This is a genomic window from Streptomyces sp. NBRC 109706, assembly GCF_000974485.1.
Classification (GTDB): Bacteria; Actinomycetota; Actinomycetes; order Streptomycetales; family Streptomycetaceae; genus Streptomyces.
This window is the reverse complement of sequence record NZ_BBOM01000015.1, coordinates 1-23,516: the sequence shown is the minus strand read 5'-3', so window position 1 is coordinate 23,516 and position 23,516 is coordinate 1. Positions and strand designations below refer to the sequence as shown.

At 70.7% G+C, this 23,516-nt stretch carries 10 protein-coding genes; 4 read left to right on the top strand and 6 right to left on the bottom strand.

Translation table 11 applies throughout. The annotated features are described in order from the left end of the window. The first annotated feature begins 18 nt into the window (after positions 1-18). Both AOM46_RS30660 and AOM46_RS30655 read left to right on the top strand, forming a co-directional pair. Entirely contained in the window at positions 19-501 is a 483-nt protein-coding gene (locus tag AOM46_RS30660) for a hypothetical protein (protein WP_062218026.1), read from the top strand. Between the two features lie 213 nt (positions 502-714). Further along, positions 715-1,329, top strand: a complete 615-nt coding sequence (locus AOM46_RS30655; protein WP_234314144.1) for a hypothetical protein — start codon at positions 715-717, stop codon at positions 1,327-1,329. Here AOM46_RS30655 and AOM46_RS30650 read toward each other — a convergent pair. From AOM46_RS30650 to AOM46_RS30635, 4 genes are all read right to left on the bottom strand, one after another. Beyond that, entirely contained in the window at positions 1,321-2,367 is a 1,047-nt protein-coding gene (locus AOM46_RS30650) for a LacI family DNA-binding transcriptional regulator (protein WP_062218023.1), read from the bottom strand. The genes AOM46_RS30655 and AOM46_RS30650 overlap by 9 nt on opposite strands. Before the next feature lie 139 nt (positions 2,368-2,506). Then, positions 2,507-2,938, bottom strand: a complete 432-nt coding sequence (locus tag AOM46_RS30645) for a PPOX class F420-dependent oxidoreductase (protein WP_062218020.1) — start codon at positions 2,936-2,938, stop codon at positions 2,507-2,509. A gap of 169 nt (positions 2,939-3,107) precedes the next feature. Beyond that, on the bottom strand, positions 3,108-4,715 hold the full coding sequence (locus AOM46_RS30640) for an ABC transporter permease (protein ID WP_062218018.1): 1,608 nt from the start codon (positions 4,713-4,715) through the stop codon (positions 3,108-3,110). Continuing rightward, positions 4,712-5,632: an ABC transporter ATP-binding protein gene (locus AOM46_RS30635; protein ID WP_062218016.1), complete on the bottom strand. Its 921-nt coding sequence runs from the start codon at positions 5,630-5,632 to the stop codon at positions 4,712-4,714. The genes AOM46_RS30640 and AOM46_RS30635 overlap by 4 nt, the downstream gene beginning before the upstream one ends. A 527-nt stretch (positions 5,633-6,159) precedes the next feature. Between AOM46_RS30635 and AOM46_RS30630 the strand changes: the two genes are divergently transcribed. Continuing rightward, a complete protein-coding gene (locus AOM46_RS30630) occupies positions 6,160-7,581 on the top strand; it encodes an NAD(P)/FAD-dependent oxidoreductase (RefSeq protein ID WP_078857359.1) in 1,422 nt (473 codons plus the stop codon). Between the two features lie 139 nt (positions 7,582-7,720). Here the strand turns inward: AOM46_RS30630 and AOM46_RS30625 are convergent, their stop codons facing one another. Both AOM46_RS30625 and AOM46_RS30620 read right to left on the bottom strand, forming a co-directional pair. After that, positions 7,721-8,143, bottom strand: coding sequence for a nuclear transport factor 2 family protein (locus AOM46_RS30625; protein WP_062218013.1), 423 nt, complete (start codon positions 8,141-8,143; stop codon positions 7,721-7,723). 45 nt (positions 8,144-8,188) lie between these two features. Beyond that, entirely contained in the window at positions 8,189-8,638 is a 450-nt protein-coding gene (locus AOM46_RS30620) for a nuclear transport factor 2 family protein (protein WP_158920809.1), read from the bottom strand. A gap of 384 nt (positions 8,639-9,022) precedes the next feature. On the opposite strand from AOM46_RS30620, the gene AOM46_RS35725 reads away from it, so the two are divergent. Then, on the top strand, positions 9,023-23,516 hold a 14,494-nt coding region (locus AOM46_RS35725), incomplete at its 3' end, for a type I polyketide synthase (RefSeq protein ID WP_234314143.1).

Genomic DNA, 23,516 nt, shown 5'->3' with positions numbered 1-23,516 from the left:
AGTGGAAGAGAGCACGACATGACGACGCTCGCGGTGACCGGGCATATCGATCTGAGCGGCGGCACGGTGCCGTTGGTGCGTGCCGCGTTGCGGGAGTTGGTGGCGGGGTACGGCGCCGCCGAGTTGGTGGGGGTTTCGTGTATCGCGGCCGGGGCGGACAGTCTGTTCGCGGAGGCGGTGCTGGACGCGGGTGGGCGGTTGGTTGTGGTGATTCCGGGGCGGGACTATCGGGAGCGCAAGGTCAAGCCGGACCATGCCGAGCGGTTCGACCGGCTTGTCGACGTGGCGGACGAGGTGCATATCGTGCCGCTCGACCGGGCCGGGCGGGACGCCTACGAGGCGGCGGGGAAGGAACTCCTGCGCAGGGCAGACCGGTTGGTCGCGGTCTGGGACGGGCGGCCGTCGAACGGCAGGGGTGGCACCGCCGACACCGTGGACCAGGCGCGGGCGGCCGGCGTTCCCGTTGACGTCGTCTGGCCGGCGGGGGCGGGGCGGGGGTAACACGCTGGGGTGCGCCGTTGCCTGGTGTCGGATGGGCGTGCGGGCGTGGTCTCGCACGTCCTCGGGGCGGAAACGGGGGTGCGGCCGGGCGCGGGGCGGTGGCAACGTTCGGGGGTGGCCTCAACTGATGAGACGGCGATACGTGTTGCTGCGGCGCGGAACAACGCCGCGTGGTGTGCGGCGGTCTGTGCCTCGCATGGCATTCCGAGCACCTTGGACGAGAGGGTGTGGTTCAGCCCTCGCCGCACGCCGCCGTACTATCCGGACGCGGTCACGCTGCGCGCGGACGCGGGGGTGGCCGAGGTGGTGGCGGGGGTCGATCTGGCGTCGCGGGGGTGTTCGGTGAAGGACAGTTTCGCGGCGCTCGATCTCACGGCGGAGGGGTTCGCTGTGCTCTTCGACGCCCAGTGGATCCACCGTCCCGCCGGGGCGTCGGGCGCGAGCGAAACGCCACCGTTTCGCACCGAGTTGGTGACCACGGCCGGCCAACTCCTGCAGTGGGCCGGCGGGAACGGGCCGCCGGACGTCTTCCGGCCGGCCCTGCTGAACAATCCGTCCGTGCGGGTGCTCGGCTTCCATGACGCCGCAGGGCTCGTCGGGGGTGCCGTGTTGAACGAAGCGGCCGGGGTGGTCGGCGTCTCCAATGTCTTCGCCGTCGATGACGCGGACATCGCCGCCGTCTGGGCCGCCACGGTCAGCGCGGCGGCGGGCCACTTCCCCGGGGTCGCGCTCGTCGGCTATGAACAGGGGGACGATCTGGCGCCCGCGCTGGCCGGCGGGTTCGGGGCGTTGGGGTCGCTCCGGGTCTGGTCGCGCGGATCAGCGTGATCCCGGTGCCGGGCCGGTCGAGTCGCGGGGGACGAGTCGGTGGAGGACGGCGGAGTCCAGCGGGGCGGCGGGGCGGTCGCCCTGGAGGAGGGCGAGCAGACGTTGGCACGCGGCGCGGCCCTGGCGTTCGCGGTCGACGGCGACGGTGGAGAGGGTGGGGTGGGAGAACCGGCCCAGCTCGTCGTCGTCCCAGCCGAACACGCTGATGTCGCGGGGGACTTCGAGGCCGACGCTCTGCAGGCCGCGGATCACGCCGAACGCGACCTGGTCGTTGGCGGCGACGACGGCGGTGGCGCCGGAGCCGGCGATGATGTCGCGGGCGGCGTCCCAGCCGGAGCGGACGCTCCAGTCGCCTTCGACCACCGCGTGGGAGACCAGGCCGAGTTCGGTGATCGCCCGCTCGTACATCGTGCGGCGGTTCCATGCCGACGACCAGTCGGCGGGCCCGGCGACGTGGACGAAGCGGCGGTGGCCGAGCGCGGCCAGGTGGGCGACGATCTCGGCGGCCGGGGTGGCGTCGGCGAGGAGGCCACGTGCGTGCATCTGGTCGTCGTACTCGCCGTCGACGACGACGGGGACGCGCGGCGCTGAGCCGGCCGGTCCGGCGATGCTGTCGGCGAGGGGGGTGAAGGCGAGGATGCCGTCGACGTTCTCCGGCTGCAGCAGGGTGCCGATCCGCGCGGCCCGCGCCTCGGCGTCGCCGCCGAGGCCGACCACATCCAGCAGATAGCCGGCCTCGTGGGCCGCCGCCGCCGCGCCGCTGAGCATCCGGGTGGGAACGAAGGACGTCGAGTCGGGCAGGATCACCGCGATCCGGTTGGTGCGGCGGGTGCGCATGGCGCGGGCCGCGAGGTTGGGGCGGTAGTTCAGCTCCTCGACGGCCCGGGACACCCGGCGGAGGGTGTCGGGGCGCATCGTCGGGTCCTTGCGGAGGAAACGGGACACCGTCTGGTGGGAGACGCCGGCCAGCCGCGCGACCTCGTAGATGGTCGGGGGCTTCCTCGCCTCGCGCGGCTGCGTCACGGGCTGCTCCGGCATCGGCGGTCCCCTTCGGTCGGCATGGTGCACGCATCCCACCACGGGGGAGGAACGTGGTCCCAGTCTGCCGGGTCGGGGTGGCCGAAAACCGGCCCTCACGGTTCCGGAACCGGGGCCGCGCGGTGGCCCGTTGCCGGCGTCAGTCCAGATCGGCACCGTAGACATGGTCGACGGTGATGGTGATCAGCACCCTGCGGTCGGCGACCATCACCGACCGGTACTCCGCCCAGTCCGGGTGTTCGCCGGCGGCCCGCCGGTAGTAGTCGACCAGCGCCTCGACCTCGGGGCCCTCGGGGTCGGTGCCGGGACGGGTGAGTGTCGCGGTGCCCTCGGCGGTGGCCCAGGCCCGGCCGTTCGGGCTGGTCACCTCCAGGGTGGCGCGCGCGTCGCGGCGCAGGTTCGCCGTCTTGGCGAGCCCTTCCCTGGTCGAGACGAGGATGACCTGGGCCTGCTCGTCGTAGAACGGCTGGACGGGGGAGAGCTGGGGGCGGCCGTCGGCCTTGATCGTGGCGAGGACGCCCAGGCGGCTCTCGGCGAGCAGCGTGCGGGGGTTGAACGGGGTGGCGGTCATGAAGGCACTATGCACCTTGACATCGGTGTGAGAGTCAAGGAGGAAACGTCTGTTTTCCGCCAGGCCGGCGCGGCGACAGTCGGCGACAGGGGCCATGTTCCGGGGGTCCAGGGGTCCAGGGTTCCGGAACATGGCCCGTCGCGGTCGCCCCGGGCAGCGGGGCGGGGGGTCACGCCATGTCGCGCCGGCGCAGTCCGACCAGGCCGGCGCCGGTGAACGCGGCGGCCAGGGCCAGGAGCAGCAGCAGTGGGGTCGCCTCGAAGCCGGCCCCGGGGAGGTCGGGGACATGGGAGAACGGCGAGAGGTTCAGCACCGTCTGGTCGAGCTTCAGCAGATCGCCGAACTGGCCGATGACCAGGGCCACCAGCAGAACGGCCCAGCTCACCGCCGTGTAGCGGGGGAGCAGTCCGAAGAGCAGCGCGCACACCCCGATCAGCGTCCACACGGCGGGGACCTGCGCCAGCGCGGCGCCCGTCACCCGGCCGACCTCGCCGAGGTCGCCGCTGTTCAGCCCGTGGGTGAGGCCGGCGGCCGCGCCGGCCAGGCCGAGCATCAGCACGGTGCCGACGGCCGCGACCGTCAGATGGCTGCCGGCCCAGGCGAGGCGCCGCACGGGGGTGGTGAGCACCGGGTCGGCGCGGTGGCCTGCCTCCTCGGCGGACAGCCGGAGCGCGGACTGCACCGCGAAGGCGCCGACGATCACGGCGGTCAACGAGATGATGGTGGCCAGGAAGACGTCCACGATGTCGCCGCCGCCGCCGAGGTCGCGCAGCAGCTGGTCGATGTCGGGGTTGTCCTCGGCGATGCTCACGGTGCCCTCGGCGAGCGCGCCGAAGGCGGCGCCCACCACAAGAAAGCCCAGGCCCCAGCCGAGCAGCGAGCCGCGTTGCAGCCGCCAGGCCAGGGCGAGCGGGCTGCGCAGCGAGGCGGTGGCGGAGACCGGGCCGAGCTTGGGCTTGAGCACGCCCGAGCCGATGTCGCGGCGGTCCACCAGGGTGCCGATCGCGGCGACCAGCGCGGCGGCGGCGACGACGAACACCAGCAGCACCCACCAGCGTTCATCCGCCCAGGGGCGGGCCATCTCGGCCCAGCCGATGGGGGAGAGCCAGGTCAGGTTGGCCATCGGTCCGCCGTCGGTGCCGCTGGCGGCGTCGCCGGCCGCGCGCAGCAGATACGAGGCGCCGAGCACGGCGGACGCGATGCCGGTGGCGCTCCGGGACGAGTCGGTGAGCTGCGCGGTCAGTCCGCCGACAAACGCGAAGAAGACGCCGATGCCGGCGACGCCCACCGCGTAGGCGATCGAACCGCCCGCCGACAGCCCCGTGCCGATCAGGCCGAGCGCGGTCAGCACCGCGATGACGATGTTGACGCCGACGGTCAGCAGCAGTGCGCTGGCGAGCCACGCCTTGCGGCCCAGCACCGCCGAGCCGGCCAACTCGGCCCGGCCGCTCTCCTCTTCGAGGCGGGTGTGCCGCACCACCAGCAGGATGCTCATCAGGCCGATCAACGTGCCCATGAACGCGATGAGTTGGTAGGCGTTGATGCCGCCGGTGGTGGTCAGGTCGAACGCCCGGCCGCCGAGGGCCAGCAGCGCCGGGTTGCTCTCCACGCTCTCCGCGAACGTGGCGCGGTCGTCGGCGGTGGCATACAGGTCGTTGTTGGCGGACGCGGACGCCACGGTGAAGATCACCATGCCGACGATCCACACGCTCGCCCTGATGCGGTCGAGTCGTAGGGCGAGCCTCAGCAGTTCGCCCGTGCCGGCGTAGTCCTTCAACGGACTCCCTCCGCGTCCGCCTCGTCCCGGTCGCCGGCCGTGGTGTAGTGGCGCATGAACAGGTCCTCCAGGGTGGGAGGACGGCTGACCAGGCCGCGCAGCCCCAGCGAGGTGAGGTGGCTCATCGCCGCGTTGAGCTGGTCGGCGTCCACGTCGAACTCCACCTGGTTGCCGTCGATCCGCACATCGTGCAGGCCGGCGAGCCCCGACAGGTCGCCGGCCGGCGACCGGAGTTCGGCCTGGATCGAGGTACGGGTGAGATGCCGCAGGTCGGCGAGGGTGCCCGTCTCGACGGTGCGTCCGCTGCGGATGATGCTCACCCGGTCGCAGAGCTTCTCCACCTCGGACAGGATGTGGCTGGAGAGCAGCACGGTCCGCCCGCGATCCCGCTCCTCGGCCACGCAGTCCTGGAAGACCGACTCCATCAGCGGATCGAGCCCCGACGTCGGCTCGTCCAGGATCAGCAGGTCCACGTCGGAGGCGAACGCAGCGACCAGCGACACCTTCTGCCGGTTGCCCTTGGAGTAGGCGCGGCCCTTCTTCCGCGGGTCGAGTTCGAACCGTTCGATCAGCTCGTCGCGACGCGTGGTGTTCACCTTGCCTCTGAGCCGGCCGAGGAGGTCGATGACCTCGCCGCCGGAGAGGGAGGGCCAGAGCGTCACATCGCCGGGAACATAGGCCAGGCGCCGGTGCAGCTCGACGGCGTCCCGCCAGGGGTCGCCGCCCAGCAGTTTCACCGTGCCCGAGTCGGACCTGAGCAGACCCAGTAGGACTCTGATGGCGGTCGTCTTGCCGGCACCGTTGGGCCCCAGGAATCCATGCACCTCGCCCGCCTCGACCTTCAGGTCAAGGCCGTCGAGCGCCCGTGTCGCCCCAAATGTCTTGACGAGAGAGGAGATTGAGATCTGCGTCGTCATGTGCGCCACAATATGCCAGCGTTCAGAGTTTCGCGATAATTGGAAAAACAGTGAAGGCAGGGGCTCGGCTGGGCACCCACATCGCCCCGCCGGCCGGCGGCCTCGGCGTCCCGGCCGCCAACGCGCGCCACCAGGCCCGAAGTTCACCCTCCCCGCGCCGCCCAGGCTGGACCATATCGCTGCCGAACGGCGCCGCCACCGCGCCGAACGGGAACGCCGACGGGCCGCCGGCGACCCATAGGGGTACCCGACCGGTCGCCTCCCCAGGCCCACCAGGGACGAACCCCGCCCGACGGCCCCAACCCCGCAGCCCGCCGGCCGTCCCGACTCCCGTCCCAAGACAGGGGTGTAGGGGGAAAGTCAAGGGTTACCCAACCCCCCGGCGACCGGCCAGCATGTCGACAAGGAACGCGATCCACGACGGCATCGGCCCCCGGCCGGCCGCCACGCGCACCCGCGCGAGACGAGCGCGACATCCGCCCCACGACCAGCGGTTCCCGCGCCGCAAGCGCGCCAGAAACGGAGTGATGACCTTGTCGGTGACCCGGACCACCCACGGCCTGGTGCTCGGAGGGGGACTGGCCGGGATGCTGACCGCACGCGTGCTGCGGCGGCATCTCGACCAGGTCACCGTCATCGAACGTGACGAACTCCCCGAAGGGCCCCAGCACCGCAAGGGGCTGCCCCAGGCCCGCCACGCCCACCTGCTGTGGTCCGGCGGCGCCCGGCTCATCGAGTCGCTGCTGCCCGGCACCACCGAACGACTCCAGGCGGCCGGCGCCAGGCGCATCGGCGTCTACCGCGACATGGTCTCCCTCACCGCCTACGGCTGGCAACAGCGGTTCCCCGAGACCCAGTTCCTCTTCGCCGCCAGCCGACCCCTGCTGGACTGGACCGTCCGCGATCTCGCCCTCGCCGACCAGACCATCACCGTCCGCTCCAGGACCGAGGCCGTCGCCCTGCTCGGCGACGCCACCCATGTCACCGGCGTCACCATCCGCGACCTCGACCAGGACACCACCACCGACCTCACCGCCGACGTCGTCGTCGACACCACCGGCCGCGGCTCCCGGCTGGGGAAATGGCTCGACGCCCTCGACGTGCCCGCGCCCCAGGAAGACGTCGTCGACTCCGGCATCACCTACGCCACCCGCGTCTACCGCGCCCCCGGCCGCACCGCCGACGCGTTCCCCATGGTCAGCGTCCACAGCGACTACCGCACCAGGGAGCCCGGCAGGTTCGGGCTGATCCTCCCCGTCGAGAACGGCCAGTGGATCGTCACCCTCTCCGGCACCCGGGGCAGCGAACCCCCCACCGACGACGCCGGGTTCACCACCTTCGCCAAGGAACTCGCCCACCCCCTCATCAGCGAACTCATCGGCCTGGCCACCCCGCTCACCCCCGTCCAGGGCTCGCGCAGCACCGCCAACCGACGGCGCTACTTCGAACGCAACACCGTCTGGCCCGACAACCTCGTCGCGCTCGGCGACGCCGTCGCCGGCTTCAACCCCGTCTACGGCCACGGCATGTCGGCCGCCGCCCGCAGCGCCGCCGCCCTGGACCGCGCGCTGCGCCGCAATCTCGGCAAGCCCGAACTCGCCGCCACCGCCCTGCGCGGCATCTCCCGCGCCGTCGACGACCCCTGGAACCTGGCCACCGCCCAGGACATCTTCTACCCCAACTGCCGCATCCAGGCCGACGATCCGCGCCTTGAGGAAGAACTCAACAACCAGGAGCGGTTCACCGAACTGGTCTGCACCGCCGGGCTCAGCGCCGCGCCCGTCGCCGCCGCCGTCGCCGGCGTCAGCGCCCTCGCCGCCCCCGCCACCAGCCTCCAGTCGCCGGCCGTCCTCGGCGCGCTGCGCGGCGGCACCGCCCCGGCGCCCGACGCCCCCACCCTCACCGACGAGGAATGGGCCCGGGTGAACGCCTCGGCCGACCAGGACTGATACCGACCAGGACTGACAACGACGGCCGGTGGTGGCCCGACGAGGAGACCTCCCCGACGGGCCACCGCCGGCCGCCGTCCATGCCGCCGCAGCGGCTCAGCCCACGCGGCTCGACCCACGCGGCTCGACCGCACGCGGCTCAACCCACCGGCTGGCCGGCCGAGTCGACGATCCGGCAGTCCGTCCTGCCCACCAGCACCCGCACCTCGGTGACCAGACCGGCCGCGCCCACCCGGATCAGGCTCACCATCCGAAACCGCATCCGCGCGCCGGGCGGCGCGTTCAGCTCGGGCGGCGCGTCCATCTCCCCGGCTACCGGCAGCACCACCATCTGGCCCTCCATCGAGGTCCGAGGCTCGCTCGGCACCTCGGTGATACCGGCGCCGATCACCCCGGCCAGATACTCCCGCACCGCCTCCTTGCCCACCCTCGGCGGCGTGCCCACCGGATCCTCGAACGTCACCGCCGGATCGAACAGCGCCAGCACACCCTCCAGATCACCCGCGTTGAGCAGGCGGCAGTACTCCAGCGCGAGAGCCTTACGCGTCGCGTCGTCAGCCATGACGGCACCCCTCCGAACCACGGGTCGTCCCCGAACAGCAGGTCGTCACTGATCCGGCCCCTCCAACAGGACCACATCCGATGGCCCCCAGTAGGAACGCATATCGTCGATCAACCCGTCGACGCCGACACGAATCACCATGACGCACGAAATACGCATACGCGCCGTCTCCGGATCACTCGGCGGATCAAAAACACCCGTCCTGGCAACCAACGGACCATTCGGTAGATAATTCATCGTCGAGGTCACCTCGACCGCCGCGTACCTACCGCTCGGCGAACCCACGGGCTCCAACGGAACCTCGTTCACCTGACAGGCAATCGCATTCTTCACATGTGAACGCAAAGCGCCGTGCCCGATACGCTCCCCCGACCCCACGGGATCCTCGAAGCGCACCGCCGGCGCGTACAACTTCAGCAGCTCCTCCAACTTCCCGGCATTGACCCGGCGAGTGTGCTCCAGGGCCATTTCCTTGGTCGTCGCTTCGTCAGGCAAGAAGAACCCCCAGGAAAGACACGACGGCGGCGGAACGGGGCCGAAGGCGACACACCTCGGCCAGCCTTCCCCTCCAACCACCCCACAGCGGACGGCCGTCGAGGGGAACCCCTAAAGCAGGCGCACAGCCCCTACGCGCCAGGTCCCAGGCCGCCATCACTCCCACCGCACCCACCGGGAAGGTTTGAGCGGCACGACCCCTCGACATTCGCCGCCGACCGGGTTAGGGGTACTCCTCCCCTCACTCGCTCTCCTACGGTAATCAGCATCTTGTTCGTGTCGTGAGGAGACGGCCCAACGGCCAGTGCCGTGGCGGTCCTCTTTCCAGGACGCACTACTTCCTCAGGCCGCGTCCGGGCATTCCGAGATCTTATGGAGCTTCTGGTGGCAGATTCGGGCATTCCCGCCACGACCGCGATTCCCGGACGGAAGAACGAGAGGCACGACGGGCGCATCGCCATTGTTGGCCTCGCCTCCCGACTGCCGGGCGCGGCGAACCCCGACTCCTTCTGGGAGCTGCTGAAAACCGGCACCAGCGCCATCACCTCCATTCCAGCGGACCGGTGGGACGCCGACACCTACTTCGACGAGGACTTCTCCAGCCGCGGCAAGATGAACACCCGCTGGGGCGGCTTCCTCGACCATGTCGACCGCTTCGACGCCTCCTTCTTCGGCATCTCACCGCGTGAAGCCGCCGCCATGGACCCCCAGCAGCGCCTCATGCTCGAACTGAGCTGGGAGGGCCTGGAACACGCCGGCATCGTCCCCGCCTCCCTCGGCACCACCAGGACCGGCGTCTTCTTCGGCGCCATCTGGGACGACTACGCCACGCTCCTCTACCGGCACGGCGCCCAGGACATCAACGCCCACACCGTCACCGGCCTGCACCGCAGCATCATCGCCAACCGCGTCTCCTACGCCCTGCGGCTGCGCGGCCCCAGCATGACCGTCGACACCGGCCAGTCGTCCTCCCTCGTCGCCATCCACCTGGCCTGCGAGAACCTTCGCAGCGGCGCCTGCGACATCGCCGTCGCCGGCGGCGTGAACCTCAATCTGATCCCCGAAAGCACCGTCGGCACCGCCAAGTTCGGCGCCCTCTCCCCGGACGGCCGCTGCTACACCTTCGACTCCCGCGCCAACGGCTATGTGCGGGGCGAGGGCGCGGGGCTTGTCGTGCTCAAACCCCTTGAGCACGCCATCGCCGACGGCGACACCGTCTACGCCGTCGTCCTCGGCAGCGCCATGAACAACGACGGCGGCGGCGAGGGCCTTACCGTCCCCACCACCGAAGGCCAGGAGCAGGTGCTCCGCGACGCCTACGCCCAGGCCGGCGTCGACCCCCGCCAGGTCCAGTACGTCGAACTGCACGGCACCGGCACCCGGCGCGGCGACCCCGTCGAGGCCGCCGCCCTCGGCGCCGCCCTGGGCGCCGAACGCGACGCCGACAACCCCCTCACCGTCGGCTCCGTCAAGACCAACATCGGTCACCTGGAAGGCGCCGCCGGCATCGCCGGACTGCTCAAGGTCGCGCTCTCCCTGCACCACCGGGAGCTGCCCGCCAGCCTCAACTACCAGAGCCCCAACCCGGAGATTCCCCTCGACGAGCTGCGCCTGCGGGTGCAGACCGACCACACCGAGTGGCCCCGAGCCGACCAGCCGCTCATCGCCGGCGTCTCCGCCTTCGGCATGGGCGGCACCAACTGCCATCTCGTGCTCGCCGAGGCCCCACCCGAGGCCGCCGCCGCCCGCCCCCAGGTCGTCGCCGGCGAACCCGCCCTCACCGGCCTCCCGGCCCTCCCCTGGCTGGTCTCGGCACGCGGCTCCCAGGCCCTCGAACGGCAGGCCAGGCAGCTGGCCCCGGCGGTCACCGACCGCGATCCCGTGGATGTCGGCTGGTCGCTGCTGTCCTCGCGTTCGGAGCTGGAACACCGCGCGGTGGTGTGGGGTGAGACGGCCGACGAACTGCTCGCCGGCATGCGCGCGGTGGGCACCGGCGACGCCACGGCCCACGCGGTGCGGGGTGTGGTGGGTGCGGATGCTGGTTCGGGGTCGGTGTTTGTGTTCCCGGGTCAGGGTGCGCAGTGGGTTGGTATGGGGCGTGGGTTGTTGGTGTCGTCGCCGGTGTTTGCGGCGCGGTTGGGTGAGTGTGAGGTGGCGTTGGCGTCGTTTGTGGAGTGGTCGTTGGTCGGGGTGTTGGAGGGGGAGGATGAGGGTTGGTTGGAGCGGGTTGATGTGGTGCAGCCGGTGTTGTGGGCGGTGATGGTGTCGCTGGCGGCTGTGTGGGAGTCGATCGGGGTTGCTCCGTCTGCTGTGGTGGGGCATTCGCAGGGTGAGATCGCGGCTGCTGTGGTGGCGGGTGGGTTGTCGTTGGAGGATGGTGCGCGGGTGGTGGCGTTGCGGTCGGCGGCGATCCGTGATCTTGCGGGGTCGGGTGGGATGGTGTCGGTCGCGGCTGGGCCGGAGCGGGTTGCCGAGCTGCTGGGGTCCATCGAGGGTGTGTCGGTTGCGGCGTTCAATGGGCCTTCGGCGACGGTGGTGGCCGGTGAGGTGGCCGGGCTTGAGGTTCTGATGGTTGTGGCTGAGGCGGCGGGGGTGCGGGCGCGTCGGGTTCCGGTGGACTATGCGTCGCACTCTGCTCATGTGGCGGCGATCGAGGATCGGATTCTGGCGGATCTTGCTCCGATCAGCCCGCGTTCGTCGGATGTCCCGTTGATCTCGGCGGTGACCGGGGAGCCGTTGGACACGTCCGGGATGGACGCGGCGTACTGGTATCGCAACCTTCGCCAGCCGGTCCGCTTCGCCGATGCGATGAACCACGCGGTCGGTCAGGGCTTCCGCCGGATCGTCGAGGTCTCCCCGCATCCGGTGCTCACGGTGCCGGTGCAGGAGATCCTGGAAACAGCGGAAACCACTGGTGTGGTGGTCGGCACCCTGCGCCGCAACGAACACGAGACCACTCAACTCATCGCATCCGCAGCCGAGTTGTGGGCGCATGGCACCCCCGTCGACTGGACCACGCTCTACGCGGGCCGCGCCGTGCGGCGCGTCGACCTGCCGACCTACGCCTTCCAACGCAAGCGCTACTGGGTGCGGCCCGAGAACGCCGGCGCCATCGCCGCCGCCCAGGCCACGGCGGACGCGGCGGCGGCCACCGCCCCGGACAGCGACGAGGACACCCTCGACGCGCAACCGGAGCCCGTCACCGCCTGGGGCCAACGCCTCGCCGGACTGACCGCATCCGAACAGAGCCGCGCCGTCCTCAACCGAGTAACGGCCGAAATCGCCATCGTCCTCGGCCACGGCGCCGGCGACACCATCGACACCGGCCGGCTCTTCAAGGACATCGGCTTCGACTCCCTCACCGCCGTCGAACTGCGCAACCGCCTCGCCGCCGCCACCGAACTCACCCTCCCCTCCGGCCTGCTCTTCGACTACCCCACCCCCGAAGCGCTCGCCTCCCACCTCCGCGCCGCCCTCCTCGACCTGCACGAGGACACCGCGATCCAGGTCACCGGACCGGCCGTGTCCGACGAACCGATCGCCATCGTCGGCATGGCCTGCCGACTCCCCGGCGGCATCACCTCCCCCGACGACCTGTGGCGCGTGGTCACCGAGGGCCGCGACGTCCTCACCCCCTTCCCGACCGACCGAGGCTGGGACCTCGACAGCCTCTACGCCGCCGACCCTTCACAATCGGGAACGTCCTATGCCCGCGAGGGCGGTTTCCTGCATGACGCCCCGGACTTCGACGCCGAGTTCTTCGGCGTCAACCCGCGCGAAGCCCTCGCCATGGACCCCCAGCAGCGGTTGCTCCTGGAAACCTCCTGGGAGGCGTTGGAACGGGCGGGACTCGCCCCCACCTCGCTGCGCGGCAGCCGTACCGGGGTCTTCGCCGGCGCCATGTCCATGGACTACGGCACCCGACTCCACGAGGCGTCCGAACGCGTCGAGGGCTACGCCCTGACCGGCGGCGCCGCGAGCGTCGTCTCCGGCCGGGTCTCCTACTCCTTCGGCCTTGAGGGCCCGGCGGTGACGGTCGACACCGCCTGCTCGTCGTCGCTGGTCGCGCTGCATCTGGCGGCCCAGGCGCTGCGTAACGGCGAATGCGAGCTGGCCCTCGCCGGCGGCGTCACCGTGATGCCAACGCCCGGCATGTTTGTCGAGTTCAGCCGGCAGCGCGGCCTGGCGGCCGACGGCCGCTGCAAGCCGTTCGCCTCGGCGGCCGACGGCACCGGCTGGAGCGAGGGCGTCGGAGTCCTCGTCCTGGAACGGCTGTCGGACGCCCGGCGCAACGGGCACCAGGTACTGGCCGTGGTGAAGGGCTCGGCCATCAACCAGGACGGTGCCTCCAACGGACTGACCGCGCCCAACGGTCCTTCCCAACAGCGCGTGATCCGGGCCGCGTTGGCCAACGCCGGCCTCGCCACCGGGGATGTGGACGCCGTCGAGGCGCATGGCACCGGCACCCGGCTCGGGGACCCGATCGAGGCGCAGGCGCTGCTCGCCACCTATGGCCAGGGCCGTGCCGAGGACCGGCCGCTGTGGCTGGGCTCGCTGAAGTCGAATATCGGCCACACCCAGGCCGCCGCCGGTGTGGCGGGCGTGATCAAGATGGTCATGGCGATGCGGGCGGGCGTGCTGCCCCGCAGCCTGCACATCGACGCCCCCTCCGAGCATGTGGACTGGTCGGCGGGCGCGGTGTCGCTGCTCTCCGACCAGCAGGAGTGGACGGCGGAGGACGGCCGTCCGCGTCGGGCGGGGGTGTCCTCGTTCGGCATCAGCGGGACCAATGCACATGTGATCGTCGAGCAGGCGCCGGAGGACGCCGAACCGGGCGCCGTGGTGGTGGCGGGTGATGCGTTGCCGGTGGTGCCGTGGGTGCTTTCGGCGCGGGGTGTGGATGCGGTGGTGGCGCAGGGGGCGCGACTTGCGGGTGTGGTGGGTGAGTTGGATGCGGTGGATGTGGGTTGGTCGTTGGTTTCGGGGCGTGCTGAGTTGTCGTCGCGTGCGGTGGTGTGGGGTCGGGACGCCGATGAACTGGTCGCCGGGCTGCGGGCGTTGGCCGTCGAGGGCGCGGTGGACGGCCGGTTGGCGGTGTTGTTCACGGGCCAGGGTGCGCAGCGGGCGCGGATGGGTGCCGAACTGGCCGCCGCGTTCCCGGTGTTCGCGGATGCTTTGAGTGAAGTGTGTGCGGGGTTCGATGGGTTGTTGCCGCGTCCGTTGGGCGAGGTGCTTGCGGACGAGTCGAGCAGCGATCTGGATCGGACGGTGTTCACTCAGGCGGGGTTGTTCGCTGTTGAGGTGGCGTTGTGGCGGTTGGTGGAGTCGTTCGGGGTGCGGCCCGATTTTGTGGCCGGGCACTCCATTGGTGAGATCGCGGCCGCTCATGTCGCGGGGGTCTTTGATCTTGCTGATGCCTGCCGACTGGTCGCCGCGCGTGGGTCGTTGATGCAGGCGTTGCCGTCCGGTGGCGCGATGCTGTCCGTTCAGGCGTCGGAGGAGACGGTTCGCGATCTCACCGAGCTGGATATCGCGGCCGTCAATGGTCCGCTCTCCGTGGTGGTCGCCGGTGCTGACGCCGAGGTTGAGACGCTGCGCGCCGAGTTTGCCGAAGCGGGTGTCAAGACCCGGCGGTTGACCGTTTCGCATGCGTTCCACTCCCGGTTGATGGAGCCGATGCTGGGCGAGTTCCAGCGGGTCGCCGAATCGCTGACCTACCGCGCCCCCGCCGTCCCCGTGATCTCCAATGTCACCGGCGAGGAGGCCGGCATCGAGATCGCCACCGCCGACTACTGGGTGGCTCATGTCCGCGCCACCGTCCGGTTCGCCGATGGCATCACCACGCTGCGCGCCGCCGGAACAGCCACCTTCCTCGAACTGGGCCCGGACGCCACGCTCACCGCGATGGGCGCTGAGTGCCTGGCCGAGGACGACACGACGGCCGCGTTCGTTCCCACCACCCGCCGCGAGCATGACGAGGTGGCGACGTTCACCGCCGCCCTCTCCCGGGTCTGGGCGCGCGGAACATCCGTCGACTGGCGGGCCGCGTTCGCCGGGCGGGCCGTCCGGCAAGTGGAGCTGCCGACCTACGCCTTCCAGCGCCGCCGCTACTGGCTGGAGCACGAGACCGGCGGCGACCCGACCGGTCTCGGTCAACGCGCCGCCGGGCACCCGCTGTTGGGCGCCAGCGTCAACCTGGCCGTCGACGGCGGAGTGATGCTGACCGGCCGCCTCTCCCTCAGCACCCACCCCTGGCTCGCCGACCACACCATCGCGGGCACGGTCCTCTTCCCCGGCACCGGCTTTGTCGAACTGGCCGTCCGCGCCGGCGACGAGGTCGAGTGCGGACAGGTGCGGGAGCTGACCCTCCAGGCCCCCCTCGCGCTGCCCGAGCACGGCGGCGTTCAGGTGCAGGTGGTCGTCGGCGTCGCCGACGAGGTGGGGCACCGGGCGGTGCGGATCTACTCCCGCCCGGAGAACGCCGAGACCGAGGAGGCATGGACCTGCCACGCGGACGGCGTCCTCGGCCAGGCGACGTCCCCGGTGTCCGGGACCGACCTGGTGGCCTGGCCCCCACCGGGCGCCGAAACCGTTGACGTCTCCGCGTTCTACCCCGCCGCCGTGGCCGACGGCTATCAGTACGGCCCGGTGTTCCAGGGCCTGCGGGCTGCCTGGCGGCGCGGCGACGAGGTCCTTGTCGAGGTCGCCCTGCCGGAGTCGGTCCAGGCCGACGCGTCCGGGTTCGGCCTGCACCCCGCCCTGCTGGACGCCGCCCTCCACGGGCTGCTGCTCGACCAGGGACGCGGGCTCCGGCTCCCGTTCGCCTGGTCCGGCGTCTCCCTCGCCGCCTCCGGCGCGACGGAGCTACGCGTCCGCTTCACCCCCGGCGGTGGCGACAGCTATGCGATCACCGTCGCCGACGCCACCGGCCAGCCCGTCGCGGCGGTCGATTCCCTGGTGCTGCGCCCCGTCTCGGCCGCTCAGCTCTCGCTCTCGCGGCAGGCCGAACACGACTCCCTGTTCCGGCTCGACTGGACACCCGTGGCGGCCGACGCCGTCAACGAGCCGCTGTCGCCGCAGGGTTGGGCCGTCCTCGGTACCGACACCCTCGGCCTGGACGTCCTCAGGACCGGCACCGACCTCGACCAGCTCACCGGCGACGGAACCGTTCCCCCGACGGTGCTGCTCCCGGTCCTCGCGGTGGACGGGCCGGATGACGACATCGCCGGGGCCGCGACGGACACCGTCCTCGATGTGCTGGACACCGTGACCGCCTGGCTGGCGGACGAGCGCTATGCCGAGACACGGCTGGTCGTCGCGACGCGCGGTGCGGTCACCACCGGCGACGACGGCGAGCTGACCGACCTGCCGACCGCCCCCGTCTGGGGCCTGCTGCGCTCGGCGCAGACGGAGCACCCCGGCCGGATCGTCCTGATCGACCTCGAACCCGAGGCGCCCGGATCGTCCGTCGCCTCGGCGCTCGCCGCCGCGCTTTCCGGTTCGGAGTCGCAATTGGCGGTGCGGGGTGGGGTGTTGTTGGCGCCTCGGTTGGTGCGGGTGTCGGCTGTGGGTGGTGGGTTGGTGCCGCCGGTGGGTGAGTCCGGGTGGCGGTTGGATGTGACGGGTGGCGGCACGTTGGAGTCGTTGGCGCTGGTGCCCGCTCCCGAGGTGTCCCATGGCCTGGCCGCTGGTGAGGTGCGGGTGGCGGTTCGTGCCGCCGGGCTGAACTTCCGTGATGTGTTGATGGGCCTGGGGATGTATCCGGGTGAGGTGCTGCTCGGCAGCGAGGCCGCCGGCGTGGTCGTCGAGGTGGCCTCCGACGTCGAGCATGTGGCCGTCGGCGATGCGGTGTTCGGGCTGATCCCGCGCGGCTTCGGCACCTCGGCCGTGGTCGACGCGCGGCTGGTCGCGCGGATGCCGGAGGGCTGGTCGTTCGAGCAGGCCGCGTCCGTGCCCGTGGTCTTCCTGACCGCCTTCTACGGGCTGGTCGACCTGGCCGGTCTGCGGTCCGGGGAGTCGGTGCTGATCCATGCCGCCGCCGGCGGCGTGGGCATGGCCGCCGTCCAGGTGGCGCACCATCTGGGCGCGACGGTGTTCGCCACCGCCAGTGAGACCAAGCAGCCGGTGGTACGGGAGTTGGGGGTCGCGGGGGAGCGGATCGCGTCCTCGCGTGATCTGGACTTCCGGGACGCGTTCCTGGCGGCGACCGACGGTGCGGGCGTTGATGTCGTTCTTGACTCCCTGGCCCGGGAGTTCGTCGACGCGTCCCTCGAACTGTTGCCGCGCGGCGGCCGGTTCGTCGAGATGGGCAAGACCGATATCCGTGACCCCCAGCAGGTCGCCCAGGACCACCCCGGCGTCACCTACCAGGCGTTCGATGTGGCCGAGGCCGGGCCGGAACGCACGCAGGAACTCCTCGTCGAGATCGTCCGGCTCTTCGAAGCGGGCGTGCTCCGCCCACTGCCGGTGCGGTCCTGGGATGTGCGGCGGGCGCCCGAGGCGTTCCGCTTCATGAGTCAGGCCCGGCACATCGGGAAGATCGTGCTGACCGTCCCGGCCGGTCTGGAACCGAACGGCACGGTGCTGATCACCGGCGGCACCGGCACCCTCGGTTCGCTGCTGGCCCGCCATCTGGTCACCGAACACGGCGTGACCTCGCTGGTGCTGACCAGCCGCGCCGGGCTGAACGCGCCTGGAGTCACCGAACTCGCCGCAGAACTCGCCGAGTCGGGGGCTCGGGTCGAGGTCGTCGGCTGTGACGCGGCCGACCGCGACCAGCTGGCCGCCGTCCTCGCCGCCATCCCCGCCGAGCACCCCCTGACCGGTGTCGTCCACGCCGCCGGCGTGGTGGACGACGGAACGGTGACCTCGCTGACGGCCGAACAGGTGCGGCGCGTCATGCGGCCGAAGGTCCAGGCCGCGTGGAACCTGCACCAGCTGACCCGCGATGCCGGCCTGCGGCTCTTCCTCACCTACTCGTCCTGCGCCGGGCTCCTCGGCAACGCGGGACAGGCCAACTACGCGGCCGCCAACACCTTCCTCGACGCGCTCGCCGCCCACCGCCGCGCCCTCGGGCTCACCGCAGTCTCCGTGGCGTGGGGCCTGTGGGGTGGCGTCGGTGGCATGGGCGGCGAGCTGGACGAGGCCGACGTCGCACGCCTCGGGCGCTCCGGCCTGGTCGCCATGGAACCGGCCGAAGGACTGCGCCTGTTCGACGCCGCCCGCGGCGCGGACGAAGGCGTCCTCATGGCGGCCCGCCTCGACCTGCCGGGGCTGCGGAGCCGCGCCGAACGAGGCACCGCGGTGCCGTCCCTCCTCCGGGGCATGGTGCGGGTCGCTGGCCGGCGGACCACCGCCGACGCCGGCGCCGCCCCGGACGGACTGCTCGGCTCGGCACTCGCCGCGCTGCCCAGCGCCGAGGAACGCGAACGCTATGTCGTCGACGTCGTGCGCGGTCATGTGGCGTCCGTGCTGGGGCACGGCTCGGCGCAGGCCGTCGCCGTCGAACGTTCCTTCAAGGAACTGGGCTTTGACTCGTTGACCGGTGTGGAGTTGCGTAACCGGTTGATCTCGGCGACGGGTGTGCGGTTGCCGGCGGGTGTGGTGTTCGACTATCCGACGCCTGCCGCGTTGGGTGCGTTTGTGCTGGGCCAGGTGTGGCAGGGCGCGGACGACATCGACGCGGCATCGGGTAAGGCGTCGCGTGCGAAGGTCGCGGTCGATGAGCCGATCGCGATCGTGGGGATGGCGTGCCGGTTCCCGGGTGGGGTGTCCTCGCCGGAGGAGCTGTGGCGGCTGGTCGAGGAGGGCACGGATGCGATTGGGCCGTTCCCGACCGACCGGGGCTGGGACCTCGACGGCCTCTATGACCCGGACCCCGCGCGTTCCGGCACCACCTACGCTCGTGAGGGCGGATTCCTTTACGACGCGGGCGAGTTCGATCCGGAGCTGTTCGGGATCAGCCCCCGTGAGGCGTTGGCCATGGACCCGCAGCAGCGGCTGCTTCTCGAAGCTTCCTGGGAGGCCCTGGAGCGCGCCGGACTGCCGCCCACCTCACTGCGCGGCAGCGGAACCGGCGTCTTCGCCGGCGCCATCGCCCAGGAGTACGGCTCCCGGCTGCACGAGGCATCCCAGAACGTGGAGGGCTACGCCCTGACCGGCGGCACGGCCAGCGTCGTCTCGGGCCGCATCGCCTACACCCTTGGGCTTGAGGGCCCGGCGGTCACCGTGGACACCGCCTGCTCGTCGTCGCTGGTCGCCCTGCATTTGGCGGCGCAGTCGCTGCGCAATGGCGAGTGCGAGATGGCCCTCGCCGGCGGCGTCACCGTGATGCCCACGCCCGGCATGTTTGTCGAGTTCTCGCGGCAGCGTGGGTTGGCGCCGAACGGTCGGTGCAAGCCGTTTGCCTCGGCGGCCGACGGCACCGGTTGGGCGGAGGGCGTTGGTGTCCTGGTCGTCGAGCGGCTGTCGGATGCTCGGCGTAAGGGCCACCAGGTGTTGGCGGTGGTGCGGGGGTCGGCGATCAACCAGGATGGTGCGTCGAATGGTTTGACCGCGCCCAATGGTCCGTCTCAACAGCGGGTTATCCGCGCGGCGTTGGCGAATGCCGGGTTGACGACGGCGGATGTGGATGCGGTGGAGGCGCATGGCACGGGCACGGCGTTGGGTGACCCGATTGAGGCCGAGGCGCTGTTGGCGACATATGGGCAGGGTCGGGCGGATGAGCGGCCGTTGTGGTTGGGGTCGTTGAAGTCCAACATCGGTCATACGCAGGCGGCTTCGGGTGTGGCCGGTGTGATCAAGATGGTGATGGCGTTGCGGGCGGGGGTGTTGCCGCGCAGTCTGCATGTTGATGAGCCCTCGGAGCATGTGGACTGGTCGTCGGGTGCGGTGTCGGTGTTGTCGGAGCCTCAGGACTGGTCTGATCTGGGTCGTCCGCGTCGGGCGGGTGTGTCTTCGTTCGGGATCAGTGGGACGAACGCGCATGTGATTGTCGAGCAGGCGCCGGTGGATGAGGTGCCTGGTGCGGTGGTGGTGGCGGGGGATCGTGGGCCGGTGTGGGAGGGGTCGACGCTGCCGTGGGTTGTCTCTGCTGGTGGTGCGGAGGCGTTGACGGGGCAGTTGGAGCGGTTGGCGGGAGTGGTGAACGACGCTGATCCGGTGGATGTGGGTTGGGCGTTGCTGTCTTCGCGGGCGGTGTTGGAGCACCGTGCGGTGCGGTGGGGTGCCGAGTCCGGCGACCTGGTCCGTGGCGCGGTGAACGCGAGTGGTGGCCCCGGCGCGGTGTTTGTGTTCCCGGGTCAGGGTGCGCAGTGGGTTGGTATGGGGCGTGGGTTGTTGGTGTCGTCGCCGGTGTTTGCGGCGCGGTTGGGTGAGTGTGAGGTGGCGTTGGCGTCGTTTGTGGAGTGGTCGTTGGTCGGGGTGTTGGAGGGGGAGGACGAGGGGTGGTTGGAGCAGGTTGATGTGGTGCAGCCGGTGTTGTGGGCGGTGATGGTGTCGCTGGCGGCGGTGTGGGAGTCGATTGGTGTGCGGCCGTCTGCTGTGGTGGGGCATTCGCAGGGTGAGATTGCGGCTGCTGTGGTGGCGGGTGGGTTGTCGTTGGAGGATGGTGCGCGGGTGGTGGCGTTGCGGTCGGCGGCGATCCGTGATCTTGCCGGGTCGGGTGGGATGGTGTCGGTCGCGGCTGGGCCGGAGCGGGTCGCTGAACTTCTCGGTTCTGTTGAGGGTGTGTCGGTCGCCGCGTTCAATGGGCCTTCGGCGACGGTGGTGGCGGGTGAGGTGGCCGGGCTTGAGGCGTTGATGGTGGCTGCTGAGGCGGCGGGGGTGCGGGCGCGTCGGGTTCCGGTGGACTATGCGTCGCATTCCGCTCATGTGGCGGCGATCGAGGATCGGATTCTGACGGATCTTGCCCCGATCAGCCCGCGGACGGGCAGCATTCCGTTGATTTCGGCGGTGACCGGGGAGCCGTTGGACACGGCGGGGATGGATGCGGCGTATTGGTATCGCAACCTTCGCCAGCCCGTCCGCTTCGCGGATGCGATGAACCACGCGGTCGGTCAGGGCTTCCGCCGGATCGTCGAGATCTCCCCGCACCCCGTTCTCACGGTGCCGGTGCAGGAGATCCTGGAGACGGCCGACGCCGCCGGTGTGGTCGTGGGCACCCTACGCCGGAATGAGGATGAGGCGGCTCGACTGATCGCGTCGGCCGGCGAGTTGTGGGTCAACGGCACCTCGGTCGACTGGACCGCGTTCTTTGCCGGCCGCGCGGTGCAGCGCGTCGATCTGCCGACCTACGCCTTCCAACGCGATCACTACTGGCTGGTCGAGGAGGCCGGTCCGGCGGATATGACCGGCGCCGGACTGGCGGCCGCCGAGCACCCGCTGCTGGGTGCCGCAGTGCGACTGGCCGGCGATGGCGGCGTGATGTTGACGGGTCGCCTCTCGCTGCGCAGCCACCCGTGGCTGGCCGACCACGCCGTTGGCGGCACGGTGCTCTTCCCCGGCACCGGTTTTGTCGAACTGGCCATCCGCGCCGGCGACGAGGTCGGATCCGGCCAGGTACGGGAGCTGACGCTCCAGGCGCCGCTTTCCCTGCCGGAGCGTGCGGCCGTGCTGGTGCAGGTGGTCGTCGGCACGGCCGACGGGGCGGGCCAGCGCGAGGTACGCGTCTACTCCCAGCCGGAAGGTGCCGACGCCGAACTGCCCTGGACGTGCCATGCGGAGGGCGTGCTGGTTTCCGAGCAGGCTGACGCGGCTGCGGATTCGGTGGACTTGGCGATTTGGCCGCCGGCCGGTGCCGAGCCGGTCGATGTTTCCGACTTCTACGCGGAGACCGCCTCGGCGGGCTATGGGTATGGGCCGGTGTTCCAGGGGCTGCGGGCGGCCTGGCGGCGTGGTGAGGAGATCTTCGCCGAGGTCACGTTGCCGGAGGACGAGCACGCTTCGGCCGCCTCGTTCGGCATCCACCCCGCGCTCCTGGACGCGGCCCTGCACCCGATGCTGCTCGACTCGGGCGACGGCCTACGTCTGCCCTTCACCTGGTCCGGCGTCTCCCTGCTCGGCGCGGGCGCGGCCTCGGTGCGGGTACGCCTCGCCGTTCTCGGGGAGGACTCCGTCTCGGTTCGCATCGCTGACGGCACCGGCGCACCGGTCGCCGCTGTCGACGCGGTGACGCTGCGCCCCGTCGCGGAGGACCAGCTCGCCGGGGCCGGCCAGGCCGGGCTCGACACGCTGTTCCGGCTGGACTGGCCAGCCGTGCCCGCGCCGGCGACCGTTCCCGCCGCCGAATGGGTGGTCTGGGGCGAGGACACCCTCGGCGTCTCCGGGCCGACCATGACCGACCTTGAGGAGACGGACGGCGGATCCGTCCCGCCCGTGGTCGTGCTCTGCGCGGCCGGAGCCGAGGACGCCGATCTGGCCTCGGCCGCCCGTGCCTCGGTGCTGCGGGTATGGGAGCGGATCTGCGCCTGGTTGGCGGATGAGCGGTTTGTGGATGGTCGGTTGGTTGTGGTGACGCGGGGTGCGGTGGGGGTTGGTGTGGATGGGGCTGTGACGGATCTGGTGTCTGCTGGGGTGTGGGGTTTGGTGCGGTCGGCGCAGTCGGAGAACCCTGGTCGGTTGGTGTTGGTGGATCTTGATCCGGGTGTTGAGGCTGAGGGTGTGGGTTCGGTGTTGGGTTCGGTGTTGGCGTTGGATGAGCCGCAGGTGGCGGTGCGTGGTGGTGGGTTGGTGGTGCCGCGTCTGGTGCGGGCGGGGGTGTCCGGTGTGGATGAGGGTGATGGGTTGGTTGGTGTTGATGGGTTGGGGACGGTGTTGGTTACGGGTGGTACGGGGACGTTGGGTGGGTTGTTGGCGCGGCATTTGGTGTCGCGTTATGGGGTGCGTTCTTTGGTGTTGACGAGTCGTCGTGGGTTGGCGGCAGAGGGTGCGGTTGAGTTGGTTGAGGAGTTGCGGGGTGCGGGGGCGTTGGTTGAGGTGGTGGCGTGTGATGCGGCGGATCGGGAGGATCTGGCGCGGGCGTTGTCGTTGGTGCCGGCGGAGTTCCCGTTGCGCGGTGTGGTGCACGCGGCCGGCGTACTCGACGACGGGCTGGTACGGAATCTCGACGCCGACCGGATCGAGCGTGTTCTTCGCCCCAAGATCGATGCGGCGATCAACCTGCATGAACTGACGCTGGACATGGATATCCGGCTCTTCGCGGTGTACTCGTCATTCGCCGGGATTCTTGGTAATGCGGGTCAGGCGAGTTATGCGGCGGGGAATGCGTTTGTTGATGGGTTGGTTGCGTATCGGCGTGGGTTGGGGTTGTCGGGTGTTTCGTTGGCGTGGGGTTTGTGGGGTGTGGAGTCGGGGTTGACGGGTGGTGTGTTGGGTCGTGGTGTGGGTGTTGCTGGTGGTGTGGTGGTGGGGTTGTCGGTGGGTGAGGGGTTGGCTGCGTTTGATGTGGGTGTGGGGTTGGGTGGGTTGGTGGTTGGGGTGCGTTTTGATTGGGGTGTGGTGCGGGGTGTGGCGCGTGGTGGTGGGTTGTCTTCGGTGTTGCGTGGGTTGGTGTCGGTGGGGTCGCGGCGTGTGGTGGGTGGGGGTTCTGTGGGTGGTTCTGGGTTGGTTGGTCGGTTGGTTGGTGTGGGGGAGGGTGAGCGGTTGGGTGTGGTGTTGGAGGTGGTGCGTGGTGCGGTGGCTGGTGTGTTGGGGCATGTGTCGGGTGAGGTGATTGGTGGGGAGCGGGCGTTTAAGGATTTGGGGTTTGATTCGTTGTTGGCGTTGGAGTTGCGTAATCGGTTGGGTGAGTTGGTGGGGTTGCGGTTGCCGGCGACGTTGGTGTTTGACTATCCGACTCCGGTGGCGTTGGCGGGGTTCGTGTTGGGTGAGTTGATGGGGT

Coding starts and splice junctions, on each gene's coding strand:
- AOM46_RS30660 (WP_062218026.1), top strand. CDS start 19: ATGACGACGCTCGCGGTGACCGGGCATATCGATCTGAGCGGCGGCACG.
- AOM46_RS30650 (WP_062218023.1), bottom strand. CDS start 2,367: ATGCCGGAGCAGCCCGTGACGCAGCCGCGCGAGGCGAGGAAGCCCCCG.
- AOM46_RS30645 (WP_062218020.1), bottom strand. CDS start 2,938: ATGACCGCCACCCCGTTCAACCCCCGCACGCTGCTCGCCGAGAGCCGC.
- AOM46_RS30635 (WP_062218016.1), bottom strand. CDS start 5,632: ATGACGACGCAGATCTCAATCTCCTCTCTCGTCAAGACATTTGGGGCG.
- AOM46_RS30630 (WP_078857359.1), top strand. CDS start 6,160: ATGACCTTGTCGGTGACCCGGACCACCCACGGCCTGGTGCTCGGAGGG.
- AOM46_RS30625 (WP_062218013.1), bottom strand. CDS start 8,143: ATGGCTGACGACGCGACGCGTAAGGCTCTCGCGCTGGAGTACTGCCGC.